16 protein-coding genes and 1 pseudogene are annotated in these 19,247 nt (G+C 67.2%); 8 read left to right on the top strand and 9 right to left on the bottom strand.

What is annotated here, in order from left to right:
• Nucleotides 1-50: 50 nt before the first annotated feature.
• From ACYVB7_RS09515 to ACYVB7_RS09500, 4 genes are read left to right on the top strand one after another with little or no spacing between them, the layout of a single operon-like run.
• Nucleotides 51-419, top strand: coding sequence for a VOC family protein (locus ACYVB7_RS09515; protein ID WP_460506763.1), 369 nt, complete (start codon nt 51-53; stop codon nt 417-419).
• A complete protein-coding gene (locus tag ACYVB7_RS09510) occupies nt 419-1,546 on the top strand; it encodes an NADH:flavin oxidoreductase/NADH oxidase (protein WP_460506760.1) in 1,128 nt (375 codons plus the stop codon). The genes ACYVB7_RS09515 and ACYVB7_RS09510 overlap by 1 nt, the downstream gene beginning before the upstream one ends.
• Before the next feature lie 15 nt (nt 1,547-1,561).
• Nucleotides 1,562-2,137 (top strand): MOSC domain-containing protein, encoded by a 576-nt coding sequence (locus ACYVB7_RS09505; protein WP_460506757.1) that lies wholly within the window; start codon nt 1,562-1,564, stop codon nt 2,135-2,137.
• Nucleotides 2,134-3,246, top strand: a complete 1,113-nt coding sequence (locus ACYVB7_RS09500; protein WP_460506755.1) for a diguanylate cyclase — start codon at nt 2,134-2,136, stop codon at nt 3,244-3,246. Before ACYVB7_RS09505 ends, ACYVB7_RS09500 begins: the two co-directional genes overlap by 4 nt.
• A 61-nt stretch (nt 3,247-3,307) precedes the next feature.
• On the opposite strand, the gene ACYVB7_RS09495 is transcribed toward ACYVB7_RS09500, so the two are convergent.
• From ACYVB7_RS09495 to ACYVB7_RS09475, 5 genes are all read right to left on the bottom strand, one after another.
• Nucleotides 3,308-4,417: a helix-turn-helix transcriptional regulator gene (locus tag ACYVB7_RS09495; protein ID WP_460506752.1), complete on the bottom strand. Its 1,110-nt coding sequence runs from the start codon at nt 4,415-4,417 to the stop codon at nt 3,308-3,310.
• A gap of 95 nt (nt 4,418-4,512) precedes the next feature.
• Entirely contained in the window at nt 4,513-6,357 is a 1,845-nt protein-coding gene (locus ACYVB7_RS09490) for an NAD(P)-binding protein (RefSeq protein WP_460506749.1), read from the bottom strand.
• Nucleotides 6,336-7,919, bottom strand: a complete 1,584-nt coding sequence (locus tag ACYVB7_RS09485) for a spermidine synthase (protein WP_460506746.1) — start codon at nt 7,917-7,919, stop codon at nt 6,336-6,338. The genes ACYVB7_RS09490 and ACYVB7_RS09485 overlap by 22 nt, the downstream gene beginning before the upstream one ends.
• Complete coding sequence (locus ACYVB7_RS09480) at nt 7,916-8,611, bottom strand: YecA/YgfB family protein (protein ID WP_460506743.1); 696 nt, start codon at nt 8,609-8,611, stop codon at nt 7,916-7,918. The genes ACYVB7_RS09485 and ACYVB7_RS09480 overlap by 4 nt, the downstream gene beginning before the upstream one ends.
• A gap of 16 nt (nt 8,612-8,627) precedes the next feature.
• Nucleotides 8,628-8,849, bottom strand: a complete 222-nt coding sequence (locus ACYVB7_RS09475) for a DUF350 domain-containing protein (protein ID WP_460506740.1) — start codon at nt 8,847-8,849, stop codon at nt 8,628-8,630.
• A gap of 125 nt (nt 8,850-8,974) precedes the next feature.
• Between ACYVB7_RS09475 and ACYVB7_RS09470 the strand changes: the two genes are divergently transcribed.
• Entirely contained in the window at nt 8,975-10,675 is a 1,701-nt protein-coding gene (locus ACYVB7_RS09470) for an alkaline phosphatase D family protein (protein WP_460506737.1), read from the top strand.
• 18 nt (nt 10,676-10,693) lie between these two features.
• On the opposite strand, the gene ACYVB7_RS09465 is transcribed toward ACYVB7_RS09470, so the two are convergent.
• Nucleotides 10,694-12,226 (bottom strand): DUF4178 domain-containing protein, encoded by a 1,533-nt coding sequence (locus ACYVB7_RS09465; RefSeq protein WP_460506734.1) that lies wholly within the window; start codon nt 12,224-12,226, stop codon nt 10,694-10,696.
• A gap of 71 nt (nt 12,227-12,297) precedes the next feature.
• Nucleotides 12,298-13,362, bottom strand: coding sequence for an SPFH domain-containing protein (locus ACYVB7_RS09460; RefSeq protein WP_460506732.1), 1,065 nt, complete (start codon nt 13,360-13,362; stop codon nt 12,298-12,300).
• 215 nt (nt 13,363-13,577) lie between these two features.
• On the opposite strand from ACYVB7_RS09460, the gene ACYVB7_RS09455 reads away from it, so the two are divergent.
• The 3 genes and pseudogenes from ACYVB7_RS09455 to ACYVB7_RS09445 all read left to right on the top strand — a co-directional run.
• Entirely contained in the window at nt 13,578-15,899 is a 2,322-nt protein-coding gene (locus ACYVB7_RS09455; RefSeq protein ID WP_460506729.1) for an NADP-dependent malic enzyme, read from the top strand.
• A gap of 163 nt (nt 15,900-16,062) precedes the next feature.
• Entirely contained in the window at nt 16,063-16,464 is a 402-nt protein-coding gene (locus ACYVB7_RS09450; protein ID WP_460506727.1) for a guanyl-specific ribonuclease, read from the top strand.
• Between the two features lie 44 nt (nt 16,465-16,508).
• Nucleotides 16,509-16,904, top strand: a pseudogene (locus ACYVB7_RS09445) (barstar family protein); the annotation flags it as partial.
• Nucleotides 16,905-17,080: 176 nt separating this feature from the next.
• Here the strand turns inward: ACYVB7_RS09445 and rsmA are convergent.
• A complete protein-coding gene (gene rsmA / locus ACYVB7_RS09440) occupies nt 17,081-17,860 on the bottom strand; it encodes a ribosomal RNA small subunit methyltransferase A (RefSeq protein WP_460506724.1) in 780 nt (259 codons plus the stop codon).
• Nucleotides 17,857-19,242: a peptidylprolyl isomerase gene (locus ACYVB7_RS09435; protein ID WP_460506721.1), complete on the bottom strand. Its 1,386-nt coding sequence runs from the start codon at nt 19,240-19,242 to the stop codon at nt 17,857-17,859. The genes rsmA and ACYVB7_RS09435 overlap by 4 nt, the downstream gene beginning before the upstream one ends.
• Nucleotides 19,243-19,247: the final 5 nt, after the last annotated feature.

The following is a 19,247-nucleotide window of genomic DNA, read 5'->3' as shown; positions in this document are numbered from 1 at the left end:
GCCCGGTTCTGCCGTGGACCGGAACTGACCCACCCTCACAAGGACTTTTCATGATCGGCTACGCCACCCTCGGCACCAACGACCTTGACCGCTCTGCCGCGTTTTACGACCCCGTGCTGGCCCTGCTGGGCGCACAGCGGCTGTGGGCGTTCGAACGCGGCATCGGCTGGGGCACCGAGCCTGACCAGCCTTCGCTGGGCATCCTCAAACCGTTCGACGGCCAGCCCGCCAGCGTGGGCAACGGCACCATGGTGGCCCTGCTGGCCCCCTCCATTGATCTGGTGGACCAGGTGCACAAGCTGGCCCTGGTGATGGGTGGCCAGAACGAGGGCGACGTGGGCCCCCGTGGCGAAGGTTTTTACGGCGGCTACTTCCGCGACCCCGACGGCAACAAACTCTGCGTGTACTGCCGTCCCTGATGCCCCGCCCGCTGCTGTTCACCCCGTACACGATGCCATCGCCTGCGGGGGGGCTGGTGTTGCCCAACCGCATCGTGGTGGCGCCCATGTGCCAGTACTCGGCCACCGACGGTCTGGCGGCCGATTGGCACCAGTTCCACTGGACCAACCTGCTCAACGGCGGGGCGGGTCTGGTCATTCTGGAGGCCACCGCGGTGGAGCCCGGTGGGCGCATCTCGCCCGGCTGCCTGGGCCTGTGGGACGACGCCACCGAAGCCGCCCTGGCCCAGCGCCTGCACCGTGCCCGGGCACTCGCCCCGCGGGTGCCGGTGTGCATCCAGCTCAGCCACGCCGGGCGCAAGGCCAGCAGCGCCGCGCCCTGGAACGGCGGCGCGCTGTTGCCGCCCGAGGCTGGCGGCTGGGTGCCACAAGCCCCATCGGCCCTGCCGCACCTGCCGCATGAAGCGCCCCCGGCGGCCCTGACGCACGACGACCTGGACCGCATCGAAGCCGCATTTGTCAGCGCCGCACAGCGGGCGCAGCGTGTGGGCATTGAGGCCATCGAGCTGCACGCCGCCCACGGCTACCTGCTGCACCAGTTTCTGTCCCCGCTGTCCAACCAGCGCGACGATGTGTGGGGCGGCGGTTACGAGGGCCGCACGGCCTACCCCAAGCGCATCTTCAACGCCGTTCGGCGGGTGTTTGACGGCCCGCTGGGCCTGCGCCTGTCGGCCACCGACTGGGTGGAGGGCGGCTGGACGCCACAAGAAACGCAGCGCCTTGCGCTTGAATTGAAAGCGCTGGGTGCCGATTTTGTTCACATTTCGTCTGGCGGCGTGTCGCCCCAGCAGCAGATTCCGGTGGGCCCGGGTTATCAGCTGCACCTGGCGCAGGCCGTGCGCCACGCGGGCCTGCTGCCCACGCTGGCCGTGGGCCTGATCACCCAGGCCCGGCAGGCCGAGGCCGTGTTGCAGCAAGGCCAGGCCGACCTGGTGGCGCTGGCCCGGGCGTTCTTGTACGACCCGCGCTGGGGCTGGCATGCCGCGGCCGAGCTGGGGGCCAGCGTGCAGGCCCAGCCGCCCTACTGGCGATGCCCCCCACGCGAGGCCGGGGCGCTGTTCGACGGCGCCCGCATCGGCATGCGTTGAGGCAAGATGCTGCCCATGCAAATCCTGAGCCTCAACATCGGACAAGCGGCCCCCCTGGACGTGGGTGGGCGACGCATCCTCAGCGCCATTGGCAAGCGGTCGGTGGTCGGCCCGGTGGCCGTGTCAACCCTGGGCCTGGCGGGCGACGAGCAGGCCGACCCCAGCGTGCACGGCGGCCTGGGCAAGGCGGTGTACGCCTACCCCACCGAACACATGGCCTTCTGGCAGGCGCAGCGGCGCGAACACGGTGTGAGCCTGTTCGACGAGCCGCTGCCCCCCGGCTTCATGGGTGAAAACCTCAGCCTCAGCGGGCTGCTGGAGGCCGACGCCTGGGTGGGCGACGAGCTGCACTTTCCCGACTGCGTGTTGCGCGTGAGCGAGCCACGCCAGCCCTGCTTCAAGTTCAACGCCGTGATGGGCTTTGCCCAGGCCAGCAAACGCATGGCCCAAAGCGGCTTTTGCGGGTTTTACCTGTCGGTGGTGAAGACGGGCCACCTGGAGGCCGGACAGGGTTTTGAACTGCACCCCGGATCGCGCCAGCTCAGCATCGCACAGGCGTTTGCGGGCAAACGAGGAAAGCACCTGACGTGACCCCAACCAACGGATCCCACACCACCGCCGACGAGGTGGCCCAGGTTCACGCCGTGTTCGCCGAGCGGACTTGGCGCGCCGTGGCCCTGGTCAGCGTGATGGCCTTGATCGGCCTGCCCCTGCGCTCCATCGCCTCGGGCCGTCCCATTGAAAACCTGCTGTTGGCGGCCATGCTGATGCCGCTGGGCTTCCTTGTGGCCTACCTGGTGCGCCGCCGCATGCCCACGTGGTTGTACGAGGGCACGCCACTGGCCCTGTTCCTGCTGGGCAGCGGTGTGGCCACGTTGCTGACCGGGCTGCAAGGCAACGGCATCGTGTTTTTTGCGATCACCAACGTGCTGGCCGCCATGGTGCTGCCCAAGGGTCGGCTGCTGTGGGTGATGGCGGGTTCGCTGGCCTGGGTGTCGCTGGTGGGCCTGGCCTACGTGAACGGCTGGTTGCCCGTGCGCCTGGGCCCCCAATACCCCACCAACCCGGTGGTGTGGGTGTATGCGGTGTCAACGGTGTCGCTGCTGGCCTATGTGGTGGTGATCGGCATCAGCGACCACCAGGAGTCCCTCAAGCGCCTGATGCGCGAGGTGATGTCACAGCGCGAGGAAATTGCCCGTTTGGCCAACCACGATGCCCTCACCGGCCTGCCCTCGCTGCGCCTGGCGCGTGACCGCCTGGACATGGCCTGCAGCCAGGCCACCCGCAGCCGCCGCAAGGCCGCGGCCCTGTTTGTGGACCTGGACGGTTTCAAAAGCGTCAACGACGGGCTGGGCCACAGGGCCGGCGACGAGGTGTTGCAGGTGGTGGCCGTGCGCCTGCAAAGCCGTGTGCGCGGCGTGGACACGGTGGCCCGCATCGGGGGTGACGAGTTCCTGGTCATCCTCAGCGGCATCGAGTCCAAGGACGACGCCCAGCGCGTGGCCGCCAAGCTGCACGAGGCGGTGGTGCAACCCATCCAGACCCACGCCGGGGCCCAGGTCAATCCCCCTCGCCTGGCCCAGGTGGGGGCCAGCATCGGCATCGCCCTGTTCCCCGACGACGCCAACACCCCCGAAGCCCTGCTGGCCGTGGCCGACCGCTCCATGTACGGGGTGAAGCACGCGCGCCGGGTGGATTGAGGTCAGCGGACGGTGGCGGGGCCAGCCCCCGCCGCGCCACGGAGGGCTGGTATGAGGGCGATCAGGGGCGGGCGGGCTGTGTCAGCAGCCGCTCGATGAGGGCCTGCCGGGAGGTCACACCGGCCTTGGCCTGCAAGCGGTTGATGTAGCTTTTGAGGGTGCTGACCGTCACCCCCAGGTGGTCGGCCAGCTGCTGGGAACTGGGCTGCCGCGTGGTGGCCACCAGGATGCGTTTTTCCTGCAAGCCCCATGGCACCCCCTGCAGCGAGCGGGCCACCGCCACGTCCAAAGGCTCGTGGTGGCTGATCCGCACCAGCACCTGGGGTTGGGCATCGTCCAGGGGAAGCATGAGTTCGGCATGGCAGTCGAAACGGCCCGCGGGCAAATCGGCGCTGAAGTGCAGGGGGGCCACATCGGAGCCCTGACGGGCTTGATCAAGCAGGTGCGCCACCGCAGTGCGCACTTGCGGCGGCAAGGCCTCCAACCCGTCCGAGCACCAATCCAACAGCCCCTCGCCCATGCTCTGGTACAGGTACAACAGCTCCACCCCCTGGGCGCTGCGCGCCAGCATGCGCCCCTGCATGTCGAACTGAAACTGCGCAGCATGCCTCAGCCGGTGCGAACAGGGTGGCAACCGGGTGGAGGGCGTGCGTCCCAGGCCCTGGAGGCGGTCGCGGGCACGTTTGAGGCGTTGGTTGTCGGCATCCGAAAACGGCCCCGCCTCCTTGGCCCGGTACAGGTACAGGAAACCCAGACACTGCCGCTGTGCATCCAGCAAGGGGGCGCAAATCCCCCAGTGCACTCCCAGGAGGTTGAGCGCCTCCTTGTAAACCCAGTGGTCTTCATCCCCAGGCATGGCCTGGAGCTGACGGATCAGGTCGCCATCGGTCTGGAGCTGGAGGTCGAGCGGAAAGTCCTTGAACACGTCGGCCATGCGGGTTTTCTGGATGGACAGCACGGAACCGTTGGTCCGGTCCATCCAGGCGGCGGCGGGTTTGAGCGGATCTCCGGCCACCCACACCACAACGCTCATGTCGGCCTGGAAGCCGCGCTTGAGCGCCGCCATCACCGTGGGCATGAGCACAGCGCCGGGGTATGGCAGCTCTGCCAACAAGGCCAGATGCTCCAGCCAGGTCGTTTCCTGACGCGCCGACAACGGGAAAGAAATCATGGGTGCCCCCACGCTGGGTTGTGCCGCGTCCCCGGCCACCAGCGCCCATCGATGGCGGCCATGACTGTTCAGCAAGCATTCATAAAAATGCCACTTTACACAGGAAATGCACCGGACAGGGCAGCCCCCATCTGTCGTCCCGCGGCCAGCCCCTGGGCAAAGGCCTCCTCGAACGTGGACATGCCGGAGGCATCGCTGTGGGCCCAGAGCAGGCGGGCGGACTCTCGCTCTGCTTTTGATAGCTGCTCACGCTTTTTGAAAAAGCGCTGGAGGCCTATTTCATTCAAAAATCCGGGGCATGGCACGCCCATGCCGTGGCCGTGGCGGGCCACGCTGGCGTGGGTGATCAGGCCGGGCAGGTCGGGATGGGCATCGCGCCACTCGGCCACGGCCTGTTCCACCCAGTGCGTCCACGGTTGCGCCAGCAGCTGGCGGCGGGCGTCCACGCCGGTGCCCAGGGCGCGGTAGTGGGTCAGCACCGTGGGGGCCTGGGGCGCACGGTGCAGGGCCTGGTGGGTGGCATCCACGTAACCCAGGCCACCCGACCCCGTGGCCGCCGCGTCGGGGCGGTAGGCCACGTTGTCCCACGACGGGGCCGCGCCGCCCCGGTCGGCCAGCGGCTGGCGCAGGTGCAGGTTGGTCACCACCCAGGCGGCGTGGCGCACGCGGGCGGCCTGGGCCCGCAGGCGCTGGGCCGCGGGCCAGGCGTCGCTCTCCAGCACGCGGGTCAGCACTTGGGCGGGCAGCGCCAGCACCACCTGCTGCGCCAGCCAGCGCACGCGTTCGCCGCTGGCGGCGTGCTGGGCGTCCACCGCCACACCCTGGCGTGTCCGCGCCACGCGCTGCACGGCCCAGCCGGTGTGCAGGCGTTCGCCCAGCGGCGCGGCCATGCGGCGCACCACAAAGGCATTGCCTTCGGGCCAGGTGAACACGGTGGCGCCGGCCTCGCCCCGGTCGGCAGGGGCCAGGTCGCCCGGCAGCGCAAAGCCGTGGCGGGCGGCAAAGTAGTGCACGCCCGCCCAGGCCGACACCTGGGTGAGTCCGGCCCCGTATTCGTCGCGGCACACGTAGTCCAGGTACCAGCGCAGGTGGGGATCGGTCAGGCCCTGCCGGGTCAGCCATTCATCAAAAAACAGAGCATCCAGCTCAAGATGCAAAAGCGCAGAGGGTGAATTGGGCTTGTGATTCACCACGCCACGCCCCGCCCACGGCGGCGCCGATCGTCCGCCCCATGGCCCCTGCCCCTGGCCCACCCAGTGCCCGACGAAGGGCACCTGGAAGGGCAGGCCCTGCGCCCGGGCCGTCTGCTGGGCGTGGCGCACCTGCTCGCCAAAGCGGCGGTATTGGTCCAGGGTGGCCGGGCCCACGCCTTGCAGGGGCAGCAGGCCGCTTTGCCATTGGCCGTTGAACCACAGGCGTTCCTGCGGGCTGTGGACCAGGTGGCGTTCGTCGGGTTGCCAGCGACCCGCGGCGTCGCGGTGCAGCAGGCCCAGCTCGGCCAGCAGGGCTTGCAGGTCGGGGTTGTCGGGGCCGGGCACGGGCAGGTAGTGCGCGCCCCAGGGGCAGGCCAGCCCTTGCAGCGTGCCGGCACGGGCGTTGCCGCCGACTTCGTCTTCCAGCTCCAGCAGGGCAAAGTCGTGCTGGCCCTGCTGCATCAGGCCCCGTGCGGCGGCCAGCCCGGCCACGCCGCCCCCGGCAATCAGGGTGCGGACGCGGCGCACCCGCCCGGGGGTGGCCCGTGCCGCCTGCGCGGCATCCCGCACCAGGGAGTGGCCGCGCTGCGGGTCGGGGCCCACAAAACCGCCTTGCACCCGGCTCAGGTCCAGCGGGGCGGCGGGGTCGGTGGGCGGAGAACAGGCGGCCACCAGGGCGGCGGCAGCCCCGGCTTGCAGCAGTTCGCGCCGCGCCAGCCGGGGGGTCACTTCATCACCCGGCCCCATTCGGCCTCGTAGGTGTGCACCAGCACCTGGTTGCTCAGGCGGTTGACCTCGGCGGGCACGCGGGCCATGTCCAGCGGAAAGTCGAACAGCTGGGGCAGGCTTTGCGGGCTGAGGAAGCGCAGGTCCGCGGGCCACGGGGCATCGGCCCCGGGCAGGCGCCAGGGACGGCGGCAGGCGATCACGTAGCCCCATTCGCCAAAGCTGGGCACATGGGCGTGGTAGGGCGCGGTGTGCAGGCCCACCGATTCCAGCGTGGTCACCACAGTCCAGAAGCTCTGGCGGGCCACCAGGGGCGAGGTGGTCTGCACCACCGCATAACCGCTGGCGGCCAGGTGTTGGTCCAGCAGGGTGTAAAAGCTCTGGGTGTAGAGCTTGCCCACGGCGAAGTTGGTGGGGTCGGGGAAGTCGACCACGATGGCGTCGAACACCTCGGTGCTGTCTTGCAGCCAGGTGAAGGCGTCGGCATTGACCACGGTGACGCGCGGATCGGTCAGCGCATGGCCGTTGAGCGCGGCCAGCGCCGGGGTGCGGGTGAACAGCTCGGTCATGGCCGGGTCCAGCTCCACCAGGGTGACGTGCTGCACGCTGGGGTGCTTGAGGATTTCGCGCACGGCCATGCCGTCGCCGCCGCCCAGCACCGCGACCTTGCGCGGTGCGCCGTGGGCCAACAGTGCGGGGTGCACCAGGGCCTCGTGGTAGCGGTATTCGTCGCGCTCGGCAAACTGCAGGTTGCCGTTGAGGAACAAGCGGTGGCCCAGCCGCCCCTCGCCAGACTGGCGGGTGACCACGATGCGCTGGTAGGGCGAGGTGGCGGCGTACACCACCTGCCCGCCGTAGAACTTGTCTTCGGCCCGGGTGGTGATGGCGTCGGCCCCGGCAAAGGCGGCCAGCAGCACCAGCAGCGTGGCCCCGCAGGCCACGGCGTGTGAGCGGAAGTGCCGCAGCTCAGCCCGGAACAGCCACAGCGCCCACAGGGCCACCACCGCATTCATCAGCCCGAACAGCAGGCCGGTTCGCACCAGGCCCAGCTTGGGCACCAACAGCAGCGGAAAGGCCAGCGACACGGCCAACGCGCCCAGGTAGTCGAAGGTGAGCACCTGCGACACCAGGTCGCGCAGCACCACGTTGCGCTTGAGGATGCGCATGACCAGCGGAATCTCCAGCCCCACCAGCACACCCACCAGCAGCACCAGCCCGTACAGCAGCACCCGGAAGGCCCCGGGCGCGTAGGCGTTGACGGCGAACAGCGCGGCGGGCAGCAGCCCCCCGGCCAGGGCCACCAGCAGTTCAATGCGCAAAAAGTGCGCGGGCAACTGGCGGTTGAAGAAGCGCGACAGGTACGAGCCCACCCCCATGGCAAACAGATAGGTGCCGATGACGGTGGAGAACTGCAACACCGAGTCGCCCAGCACGTAGCTGGCCAGGGCCCCGGCGGCCAGCTCGTAGAGCAGGCCGCAGGCGGCCACGACGAACACGCTGACCAGCAGCGCCACCTCCACCGGCGGTGGCTTGGGTGGGCGGGCCGTGCCGGTCACACCGGACGCGGCCTGGGCCTCGCTCATGAATGCGCGAGCGCCTGCTTGAAGTTGCGCCAGTAGGTACCGATGCGGTAGAGCGCACGGATCATGTCGCCCAACGCGTCGGGGTCGGTGTCGATCAGGTGGCCGGGGCGGGCGGGATCATGGCCCTGGAAGTACAGCAGCACCGGGGCCACCATGGCCCAGTGTTCCTCGTCTTCCAGCAGGTGCTTCCAGGTGTCGTCGTGCTGGATGGCGCTGAAAAACCCCACCGACCAGTCGCGGCCCAGCCACTCGCCCACGCGGCGGTCTTCCTCGTCCAGTTGCACGGGGTGAATGACGTCGTCCGGGTCCACCTCGCCAATGAGGGGGATGAACATGGCCTCGGTGCCCTGGTTCATCACCCGGTCGGTGGACTCGGGCGTGAACGCATGCTGGATGTCGCGCCAGCGGCGCAGCACCAGGCTGAGCAGGCGGTCGCGGGCCTCGGGGCTGCTGCACGGGGGCATGCTGGCTTGGCCAAACACCACCTCCAGCCAGGCGGCGGTGTCCACCGGGTTGGGGCTGAGCACGCAGCCCACCAGGAAGCCGTCGGCCATTTCGGCCGTCATGCAGTCGTCGGGCAAGTCGGGGTGGTTGAGTCCGTCGAACAGTTCGTCCTGCTCGTCTTCGCTCAGGGGTTGGTGGTCGGCCAGGATGGCCGGGTGATGAGCGATGTAGTCGACAAAGGGGTTCATGGCAATACCTTGACCGTTATCCGTGAATGGCCGCAGCCACGATGAGAGAGATGCCCAGGCTCATGGCCGCAACCACCATGCCCAGTGCCATGTTCTGTTTTTCCACCAGCTCCTCCCACAGGTTGTAGGGGGTGAGCTTGTCGATGACGATGAAGGCCAGCCAGAACACAACGACGCCCAACAGGGCAAACACCACCGATCCAAAGAAGGCGGCGGGCCTGAACCATTCGAGTTCCATGAGTTGCACTCCTGAGGGTTGTCCGTTGCGCCGTATTGTGAACCCTTGGCGGGGCCGTTCACACGGTGGTCACCAAGGTGAGGCACAACCGATGCTCCCCATGATTTTTCACCTCCTCTACTGCGATGACCACCCTGCAAACCCCTTCCCGTCGTGAGTTCGTCCTTCGTCTGGCCTCTGTGGCTGCGCTCTCCAGCGCGGGCGCGGCCCTGACCGCCTGCGGCGGCGACGGAGATCCCCCACAGTTCAACCACGGCGTGGCCAGCGGGGACCCGCTGAGTGACCGCGTCATGCTGTGGACGCACGCCCAATACCCCGGGCTCCATGAAGATGTACCCCTGACCTGGGAAGTGGCCACCGACGCAAGTTTTGCCACCGTGGTCGCCAGCGGTAACACCACGGCCACGGCCGCCACGGGGCACACCGTCAAGGTCGATGCCACGGGACTGAAAGCGGGCACGGAGTACCGCTTCCGCTTCCGCAATGGCACCCACGCGTCGCCCGTGGGCCTCACCCGGACCCTTCCCGCCGCCGGGGCCACCGAGGTCAAGCTGGCCGTGATGAGCTGCTCCAACTACCCGGCAGGCTACTTCCACGCCTATTCCGAGGTGGCGAAATCAGGGGCTCAGTTTGCCGTGCACCTGGGTGACTTCATCTACGAGTACCCCGCAGGGGGCTATGCCAGCGCCGATGCCGTCGCCCTGGGCCGCGTGGTCAACCCCACCCACGAGTGTGTGAACCTGGACGACTACCGCAAGCGCTACGCACAGTACCGGTCCGACCCCGACAGCAAAGTGCTGCACGCCAGCCTGCCGCTGATTGCCGTGTGGGACGACCACGAGATTGCCAACGACACCTACAAAGACGGCGCAGAAAACCACAGCGCCGCCACCGAGGGCTCATTTGCCGCACGCCGCGCCGCCGCACTTCAAGCCTGGCACGAATGGATGCCCGTGCGCACCCTGGACAAGACCGACCTGCGAAAGATCTACCGCAGCTTTGACTTTGGCGGCCTGGTCGCGCTGCACATGCTGGAAACACGGGTGCTGGCCCGCGACAAGCAGATCGAATTCTCCGAACTGCTTGACCCGGCCACCGCCAGCACGGCGGCTGCCACGCTGGCCTCGCCCACCCGCACGCTGATGGGCAGCCCTCAGTTGCAGTGGCTGCAAGGGCAATTGGCCGCGTCCAACGCCACCTGGCAGGTGCTGGGCCAGCAGATTCTGATGGGTCGCATGCAGTTCCCCGTGAGCGTGCTGAAACACCTCAACCCGAACAACACCACGCCCGCCGGACTGGCCGCGGGGCAAAAGGCCATCACCGACTTCATCACCGCCAAGACCGTGGCGGCACAAGCCCCCGCCACGCTGACAGCCGAACAGAAAGCCTTGCTGGACCCCACCCTGAATCCCCGCCTGGGCTACAACCTGGACGCCTGGGACGGCTACCCTGTGGAGCGTGAAGTGGTACTGCAAACGGCCCGCAAACTGGGCAAACGACTGGTGGTGCTGGCTGGCGACACCCACAATGCCTGGAGCAGCCGATTGACCCTGGCCGACGGCACGGTGGTGGGACAGGAGTTTGGCACTCCCGGCATCAGCTCGCCCGGGTTGGAGGAGTACCTGTCGGCGCTGACACCTGCGCAAATCCAGCAGATCTTTCTGGGCGTGGTGGACGACCTGCGCTACGCCGAGACCGCTCGCCGCGGTTTCGTGCTGATGCGCTTCACCCCCACCGAAGCCACCGGCACGTGGCACTTTGTCAGCACCGTCAAGTCCCGCACCTACACAGTGGACACCAGCGCATCGCTCACCTTCCGGGCCTGACCCGCGGCGGTGGCCGCATCACTTGTGCGAGCCACCGCTGGAATACCCGCCCCAAGACCCGCCCGAGCTGCGCGATGACGAGCCGCTGCTGTTGTAGCAGTTCTGGGTGTTGGGGTCGCAGTCGTTGCGGTCCAGCCAGCTGACGAGGACGATCAGCAGCAGGATGACCAGCACCAGGATGAGCTTGCCCTTCCAGCCCAGCTCGGAGGCGGGCTTGGCGTCCACCCGGGTCAGCAGGGCGGTGGCGTCCTTCAGGCCGAAGGCCGAGGCCACCAGTTCGGCCTTGATCTTGGCCCCGGCCGACCAGGTGACCTCCTTGCCCGCCTCTTCCTGGCTCAGCAGGTTGTTGCCCGAGGCAAAGTCGCGGTTGAAGCTGCGCTGGCCGCGCATCACCGGCCAGTAGAACTCGCCCGCCACGTAGGAGGTTTCGGCCTTGTAGGCGTATTGCAGCTGGTAGGTGGTGCCCAGGTATTTGGCGCTCTTGCCGCCCGGAGACAGCACCGGCGCCCCCGTGGTGGGTTTGACCAGGCTCCAACCCTCGGTGGTGTCCACCAGGAACTGGAAGCCGCGCTGGGCGTTGTACAGCAGGTACTCGCTCCAGCCAAAGTGTTCGTCGGGGTCGTCGGGCTCGGTGCCCATGCGGTGCTGAAAGCCCACCACCTGCCAGGTCTTGCCCTGGAACTGGCCCTGGCTGCCCAGCGCGATCAGGGGCTCCACGGGCTCGTCCTGCTTGGCGGCCACCACCTCCGCACCCACGCCCTGCGTGAGGTCGATGAGGCTGTGGCACGAGCCGCAGGTCATCCGCTGGGTGTTGTCCAGCGTGACGGTGACCGGCGCTCCGCACGACGGGCAGTTGAACTGGCGGCCTTTTTCGTCGCGGGCCGACTCGACCTTGAGCCCGGCCATGTGCAGGTCTTCCAGCCGCACCTCCTGGCCCAGGCTGACGGCCACCGGCTCCCCACGCAGCGTGGGCGAGTAGTCCAGCGTGAGCACATTGCCGGGGCCTTGGTCGGCATGCGAGCGCAGCTCCACCCAGGCAAAGCCATGGCCCGCCTCGGGCAGGCGAGGCAGTTCGCCCTCGGCGCTGCGCAAGGTGGCGGTGTCGTTCTGGCTGACGGCGTAGGTCTGCCCTTCGATGGCGGTGGTGGCCCCCAGGCGGAAGTGCTCGGCCCCCGGCAGTTCGCGCTTGACGGTGCGCGGGCGGCTGTAGACGTGGCTGCCGTTGTCTTCGCTCAAGCTGGCGGGCTGCCCGTCGTCCTGCACCAGCGCCCATTCGGTCCACGGCCCCTGGCTGGCCTGGTACTGCAGGCGGCCCACCACCACAAAGCCCATGCCCTTGTGCTTGCCGGTGGCCCCGATTTGCAGCGGCGAGTGGTCGTCGAACAGTTCGGCCAGCTTGCCCAGGCGCTGCAACACCTCGCCCTGGCGCACCACCGTGCTGTGGCAGTAGCCGCACACGGCGTGGGTGGACTGCGCGCTGCGAAACAGCACGGGCGCACCGCAGCCCGGGCAGGCCGCCCGGTAGGCGCGTTGGGGGGAGGGTTCGGCCATGGTCAGCTATTCAAAAATGATAGCTGCTCACGCTTTTAGAATAAGCGGTAGAGCCCAATTTATCTTGAAATTCAGACGAGTTTCTTCAGCAGCTCGGCCTTTTTGGCGGCAAATTCTTCGTCGGTCAGGATGCCCTTGGCCTTCAGGTCGGCCAGCTTTTCCAGCGTGGCCATCACCTGGTCGGGGGCCACACCTGCTGGGGCGGCTGCGGGCGCTGCGCCTGCTGCGGCGGCTTGTGCCACCGCGCCCTGCGGGTTGAGGCCCTGGGCCAAGTTCTGCGCCAGCACCTGGCCCAGGGCCACGCCCGCGCCCAGGCCCATGGCATCACCGGCAATGCCGCTCCCGCCACCCGCCCCCATGCCACCCACCATGCCGGGAATGGCTTGGGCCGTCTGGTACTGCATGAACTTGCCCATGTCGTTGCCGACCATGCCCATGCCGATCTTCTGGTCCAGGATTTTTTGCAGCTCTTCGGGCAGCGACAGGTTCTGCACCGTCAGCCCTTCCAGCTCCAGCCCGATGGCGGCAAAAGCGGGCGTCAGCTGGGCCGACAGGGCCTCGGCAAACTTGAGCTGGTTGGCCGCCAAGTCCAGGAAGGGGATGCCACTGCCCGCAATGGCCTGGCTGATGTTCTGCAGCACCAGACCGCGCAGCTGACCGTCCACATCGGCCACGGTGTAGCGCTCGCGCGTGCCCGACACCTCGGTGTGGAACAGCTTGGGGTCGGCCACGCGGAAGGCGTAGTTGCCGAAGGCGCGCAGGCGCACGGCACCGAAGTCGGCGTCGCGCACGGTGATGGGTTGCGGCGTGCCCCACTTCTGGTCCAGCTGCTGGCGGGTGCTGAAGAAGTAGACGTCGCTCTTGAACGGGGATTCGAACAGCTTGTCCCAGTTCTGCAGGTAGGTCAGCACCGGCAGCGTCTGGGTGGTGAGCTTGTACATGCCGGGGCCGAACACGTCGGCCACCTTGCCTTCGTTGACGAAGACGGCCATCTGCGATTCGCGCACCGTGAGCGAGGCGCCGTTCTGGATTTCCATGCCCGCCATGGGGAAACGCCAGGCCAGGGTACCGTCACCCTCCTCGGTCCACTGGATGACGTCAATGAACTGTTTCTTCAGGAAATCCATCAGGGCCATGGGCCACCTCCGTAAGGCTGAATGCAGGGGATCGACGGGGGCATGATACCCACGGCTGCACAGGTCGGCCACGCCGTGGCATCCTGCAGGCGCTGGCCTGGGGTGCGTAGTTTCCGCATTATGAATTTCCGCTTCGCATCCTACAATGCCCGACCTGCCCGCATGCCGCACGGCCCATCGCAGGCCCCCTCGGCCCGTTCATCAGAGGAGACACCATGTCACTGAGCCCCGAAGCCAAGCGCAAGGAACTGCGCACCGCCGCCCTCGAGTACCACGAGTTCCCCACCCCCGGAAAAATCGCCATCGCGGCCACCAAGCAGCTCACCAACCAGCGTGACCTGGCCCTGGCGTATTCACCAGGCGTGGCCGCGCCGTGCGAAGAGATCGTGAAGGACCCGGCGGCGGCCTTCAAGTACACCAGCCGCGGCAACCTGGTGGGCGTGGTGACCAACGGCACCGCCGTGCTGGGCCTGGGCGACATCGGCCCGCTGGCGGGCAAGCCGGTGATGGAAGGCAAGGGGGTGCTGTTCAAGAAGTTCGCGGGCATCGATGTGTTCGACATCGAGATCAACGAAAAGGACCCCGACAAGCTGGTGGAGATCATTGCCGCGCTGGAGCCCACCTTTGGCGGCATCAACCTCGAAGACATCAAGGCACCCGACTGTTTCTACGTCGAGCGCAAGCTGCGCGAGCGCATGAAGATCCCCGTCTTCCACGACGACCAGCACGGCACCGCCATCGTGGTGGGCGCAGCCATCATGAACGGGCTGAAGGTGGTGGGCAAAGACCCCAAAAAGGTCAAGCTGGTCACCTCCGGGGCCGGTGCCGCTGCTTTGGCTTGCCTGGGCCTGCTGGTCAAGCTGGGCATTCCGCGCGAGAACATCTACGTCACCGACCTGGCCGGCGTGGTCTACGAAGGCCGCACCGAGCTGATGGACGAGGACAAGATCCAATTCGCCCAGAAGACCGACGCCCGCACACTGGGCGAAATCATCGACGGGGCCGACATCTTCCTGGGCCTGTCCGCCGGGGGCGTGCTCAAGCAGGACATGGTGGCCAAGATGGCCGCCCAGCCGCTGATCTTCGCGCTGGCCAACCCCACGCCCGAAATCGCGCCCGAGCTGGTCAAGCAGGTGCGTGACGACGCCATCATGGCCACGGGCCGCACCGACTACCCCAACCAGGTCAACAACGTCCTGTGTTTCCCCTACATCTTCCGCGGGGCCTTGGATGCCGGAGCCTCCACCATCACCGACGAGATGGAGATTGCCGCGGTGCACGCCATCGCCGAGCTGGCCCAGGCCGAGCAGAACGAGGTGGTGGCCGCCGCCTATGTGGGTGAAAAACTGGCCTTCGGACCTGAGTACCTCATCCCCAAGCCGTTCGACCCACGGCTGATGATCAAGATCGCGCCCGCGGTGGCCCAGGCCGCCGCCGACAGCGGCGTGGCCCAGCGCCCCATCGCCGACATGGCCGCCTACCGCGAGAAGCTGCAAAGCTTCGTGTTCGCGTCGGGCACGCTGATGAAGCCCATCTACGCCGCCGCCAAGCAGGCCACGGCCAAACGCATCGCCTACGCCGAGGGTGAAGAAGAGCGCGTGCTGCGCGCCTGCCAGATCGTGGTGGACGAGGGCTTGGCCCGGCCCACGCTGATCGGCCGCCCCGCCGTCATCGCCCAACGCATCGAAAAGTTCGGCCTGCGCCTGCGCGAGGAGCTGGACTACGACGTGGTCAACGTCGAACAGGACGCGCGTTACCGCGACTTCTGGCAGACCTACCACCAGATGACCGAGCGCCGCGGCGTGACCGCCCAGCTGGCCAAGATCGAGATGCGCCGCCGCCTCACGCTCATCGGCTCCATGCTGCTGCACAAGGGCCATGTGGACGGCATGATCTGCGGCACCTGGGGCACCACGTCCAACCACCTGGAGTACATCGACCAGGTGATTGGCAAGGCCGCAGGCGGCAGCCCCAGCACGCCACAGGACGTGAACATCTACGCCTGCATGAACGGCCTCATGCTGCCAGGCCGCCAGGTCTTCCTGGTGGACACCCACGTCAACTACGACCCCACCGCCGAAGAGCTGTGCGAGATCACGGTGATGGCCGCCGAGGAAATGATGCGCTTCGGCCTCAAGCCCAAGGTGGCGCTGCTGTCGCACTCCAACTATGGCTCGTCCAACCAGCCCAGCGCCGTGAAGATGCGCCAGACCTTCCAGCTGCTGCGCCAGCAGGCCCCCTGGCTGGAGGTGGATGGCGAAATGCACGGCGACCTCGCCCTGGACGCCGAGGCCCGCACCAAGCTCATGCCCAACACCTTGCTGCACGGCGAGGCCAACCTGCTGGTCATGCCCAACATCGACGCGGCCAACATCGCCTACAACCTGCTCAAGACCGCCGCGGGCGGCAACATCGCCATTGGCCCGGTGCTTCTGGGGGCGGCCAAGCCGGTGCACATCCTCACGTCCAGCACCACGGTGCGCCGCATCGTCAACATGACGGCGCTGACGGTGGCAGACGCCAACGCGCAACGCTGAACCCCGTGGGGCATGGACGCCAAAAAGTGACACCAACATGAATTTCTCATGACGTCAACCATGTCCCTGTAACACGCCGTTACACCGCGTCAGACTTGCCTTTTGCCGCCAACTCAGGCAAACTTCTGCCCTCGCTTTTCAGGGTTTACCCGCAAAGGTGGGCATGATTTCAAAAGGGTTGGTGAATCGATTTTGGGTGGCTTTGGCGCTGGTGGGATCGGTGTGGGTGGCGTCACCTGCAGCGGCCTTTCAAGCCAATGAAGCCTCTCGGCCCACCGTGGCCGTGTCGGATCTTCCACCCCAAGGCCAAACGGTCATGAAGCTCATTGCCGCCGGAGGGCCCTTCCCTTACGAGAAAGACGGGAGCGTCTTTGGCAACCGTGAACGTGTGCTTCCCCCCCAGAAACGTGGCCACTACCGTGAATACACGGTCCCCACGCCAGGGCTCAAGCACCGGGGTGCCCGACGCATCGTCTGCGGGGGGAAACAACCCCGAACCCCTGAAGCCTGTTATTACACCGCAGACCATTACGCCAGCTTCCGACTGATTGTCCAGGATCAGTGAGCCGCTTTTTTTGCAAACCGCCAGCCATTTGAAAGAGAACGGAGATGGAAATGCCACTTCGTAACGTCCGCAGCAACATCGTCCAGTCCATCCGCGCCCACCGCGTGGAAGACTTGCAGGCTGCTGCCGAACAGATGGGTCATCACTTCCTGTACGCCAACCTGGCCCAGGCCCAGAGCAAGCAGGACGTGCTGGACCTGATCGCCGCGCAGTACACCTTCCCGTCGCACTTCGGCAAGAACTTCGACGCGCTGTACGACTGCCTGACCGACACCGTGCACAAGTCCGGCCCGCAAACCGGCTTCATCGTGGTCCTGGAGCACATCCCGGCCCACGCCAAGTTCGACAAGGAAGCCCGCGAGCAGCTGCTGGACATCTTCCGCGATGCCGCCGACTACTGGTCTGACCGCAAGATCCCGTTCCGCTGCTTCTACTCGTTCTCGGTGGCCCGCGCGCCCAAGGGCGAACAACCCGCCGAAGACGAAGCCACCGAAGCCATGCCCACCGACAAGCTGGTGGACGTGAGCCCGCTGGCGCTGCGCATGAGCAGCCCGTTCAACGCCGGCTACTGGACCGCAGCGGCCTGAGCAGGCGCTCAGCCCGCGCCCAGCCCGGCCTAGGCCGCTGGGGTGCGGGCAGCCACGGCCTGCACCAGGGCCACATAGTCGGCCACGGGCACTTCTTCGGCCCGGCGCTGGACGTCAAACAACCCGTCCAGGCCACGCTGTGAAAGCCACGCCCCCAGGGTGTGGCGCAGCAGCTTGCGACGCTGGCTGAAGGCCACCTTCACCACCTCGGACAAGAGAGCCGGGTTCAGCGCTGGTGGCTGGGCCAACGGCACCATGCGCACCACCGCACTGTCCACCCGGGGCGGGGGATCAAAGGCATCCGGGGGCACGAACAGCACATTCTCCATGGCATACCGCCACTGCAGCATGACCGTCAACCGTCCGTAATCGGCCGTTGCCGGGGCCGCCACCATGCGGTCAATGACCTCTTTTTGCAGCATGAAGTGCTGGTCTTCCACCGCGTCCACCGCATCCAGCAGATGGAACAGGATGGGCGACGAGATGTTGTAGGGCAGGTTGCCCACCACCCGCAGACGGGGCACGCCCAGGCGGGCCGCCAGGGCCGCAAAATCGACCTTCAACACGTCGGACTCGACCACATCCAGCTGCGGATGCTGGCGCAGGCGAACCGCCAAGTCCCGGTCCAGTTCAATGACCGTCAACCGCCCCAGGCGCTCGACCAGGGGCTGGGTGAGGGCCGCCAGCCCGGGGCCGATTTCCACCACCACCTGCCCCGGCTGCGGGCCAATGGCTTGGACGATGGATTCGATGATGCCGCCGTCACACAGAAAGTGCTGACCGAACCGCTTGCGCGCGATGTGCTTCATTGGGGCGGCTCACGCAGTTCGACATAGGCGCGTGCACGGATGTCTTCCAGCCACTTCTGGTAGGCCTCGTCGAGCTTGCTTTCGCGCACCAGCTGGCGCAGCTGTTCGCGCTGCTCACGCGCCCCCAGCTTGACCTCCCGGCGCTCCAGCACCTCGATCAAGTGCACCCCGAAGCGCGACACGATGGGCTGCGACACCTGATTCGGCTTGAGCTCGTTCATGGCCTCTTCGAACTCGGGCACAAAAACACCCGGCCCCACCCAGCCCAGGTTGCCGCCGTCGCTGGCCGATCCGTCCTGGCTGACCTCTCGCGCCAAGGCCGCAAAATCGGCTTGGCCCCCTAGGATGCGCTGGCGCAATTCGGCCAGCTTGGCCACGGCAGCCTGCTCGGACAAACTGGCCGAGGTGCGCAGCAGGATGTGCCGGGCACGGGTTTCGGTCATCACCGGATCGGGCAGACCGGCAATCCGTTTTTCCAGCACCTTCAGGATGTGGAACCCTGCCGGGCTGCGCACGGGCCCAGCCACCCCGCCCTCGGGCAAGGTGCGGGTGGCGTTGATGAACAGGATGGGGTAACGGTCGGCACCGCGCAGGCCCAGGGCACCGCCGCTGGCGCGCTCGGGCGCGTCCGAAAACTCGCGGGCCAGCTGGGCAAAGTTCTGCCCCGCACGGGCTTTTTCCGCCACCGACTGGGCGCGGGCCATCAAGGTGGCCAGGCGCTGGGCGTCGGCGTCTTCGGGCACGGCCACCAACACCTGGGCCAGGTTGATTTGCAGATCGGCCCCGGGGTTGTCCTGCTTTTGGATGATGAAGCGTTCGATGTCGGTTTCGGTGACCTTGACGCGCGACGCCACCTCCCGCTCACGCAGGCGCTGCAACAACAGCTGTTGCTTCAAGGTGTTTTGGAACTCGGCCACGGACACGCCCTGCCGCCCCAATTCGGCATGCAGCTGCTCCAGCGTGATGCGGTTCTGGCGCGCCACATTGCCTTCAGCCTCCTTCAGCGCCGCATCGTCGATCTTGATGCCCATTTCGGTCGCCAGCTGCACCTGGGCTTTTTCCAGGATGAGGGTCTCCAGCACCTGCCGCTGGAGCTCCGCGGCGGCAGGCACCGGCTGGTCATTGCGCTGGAACTGGCTGCGCAACCGTTCGGCCCGGGTGCGGACTTCCTGGTTGGTGATGGGCTCGCTGTTGACCACGGCCACGATGAAGTCCGCGGTCTGTGGCACCTCGGCTTGACGGGAGGCGGCCGCAGCGGCCCGCACATTCAGGCCACCGCTGGGTTTGAGCCCCTGGGACCAACCCGGCGCACACGCCAGGGCCGCCAGCCAGAAGACGCCCACGGCGGGGGCGCGGACACAACGTTGCATCAAGGAGGTCATGGGGT

It is taken from the genome of Hydrogenophaga soli (genome assembly GCF_054777695.1).
This window is presented reverse-complemented; position numbering and strand designations above follow the sequence as displayed.

What these genes read in the sequence shown, in the direction of transcription:
- ACYVB7_RS09515 (WP_460506763.1), top strand. Translation starts at nt 51, where the DNA reads ATGATCGGCTACGCCACCCTCGGCACCAACGACCTTGACCGCTCTGCC.
- ACYVB7_RS09510 (WP_460506760.1), top strand. Translation starts at nt 419, where the DNA reads ATGCCCCGCCCGCTGCTGTTCACCCCGTACACGATGCCATCGCCTGCG.
- ACYVB7_RS09505 (WP_460506757.1), top strand. Translation starts at nt 1,562, where the DNA reads ATGCAAATCCTGAGCCTCAACATCGGACAAGCGGCCCCCCTGGACGTG.
- ACYVB7_RS09495 (WP_460506752.1), bottom strand. Translation starts at nt 4,417, where the DNA reads ATGATTTCTTTCCCGTTGTCGGCGCGTCAGGAAACGACCTGGCTGGAG.
- ACYVB7_RS09490 (WP_460506749.1), bottom strand. Translation starts at nt 6,357, where the DNA reads ATGGGGCCGGGTGATGAAGTGACCCCCCGGCTGGCGCGGCGCGAACTG.
- ACYVB7_RS09485 (WP_460506746.1), bottom strand. Translation starts at nt 7,919, where the DNA reads ATGAGCGAGGCCCAGGCCGCGTCCGGTGTGACCGGCACGGCCCGCCCA.
- ACYVB7_RS09480 (WP_460506743.1), bottom strand. Translation starts at nt 8,611, where the DNA reads ATGAACCCCTTTGTCGACTACATCGCTCATCACCCGGCCATCCTGGCC.
- ACYVB7_RS09475 (WP_460506740.1), bottom strand. Translation starts at nt 8,849, where the DNA reads ATGGAACTCGAATGGTTCAGGCCCGCCGCCTTCTTTGGATCGGTGGTG.
- ACYVB7_RS09470 (WP_460506737.1), top strand. Translation starts at nt 8,975, where the DNA reads ATGACCACCCTGCAAACCCCTTCCCGTCGTGAGTTCGTCCTTCGTCTG.
- ACYVB7_RS09465 (WP_460506734.1), bottom strand. Translation starts at nt 12,226, where the DNA reads ATGGCCGAACCCTCCCCCCAACGCGCCTACCGGGCGGCCTGCCCGGGC.
- ACYVB7_RS09460 (WP_460506732.1), bottom strand. Translation starts at nt 13,362, where the DNA reads ATGGCCCTGATGGATTTCCTGAAGAAACAGTTCATTGACGTCATCCAG.
- ACYVB7_RS09455 (WP_460506729.1), top strand. Translation starts at nt 13,578, where the DNA reads ATGTCACTGAGCCCCGAAGCCAAGCGCAAGGAACTGCGCACCGCCGCC.
- ACYVB7_RS09450 (WP_460506727.1), top strand. Translation starts at nt 16,063, where the DNA reads ATGATTTCAAAAGGGTTGGTGAATCGATTTTGGGTGGCTTTGGCGCTG.
- rsmA (WP_460506724.1), bottom strand. Translation starts at nt 17,860, where the DNA reads ATGAAGCACATCGCGCGCAAGCGGTTCGGTCAGCACTTTCTGTGTGAC.
- ACYVB7_RS09435 (WP_460506721.1), bottom strand. Translation starts at nt 19,242, where the DNA reads ATGACCTCCTTGATGCAACGTTGTGTCCGCGCCCCCGCCGTGGGCGTC.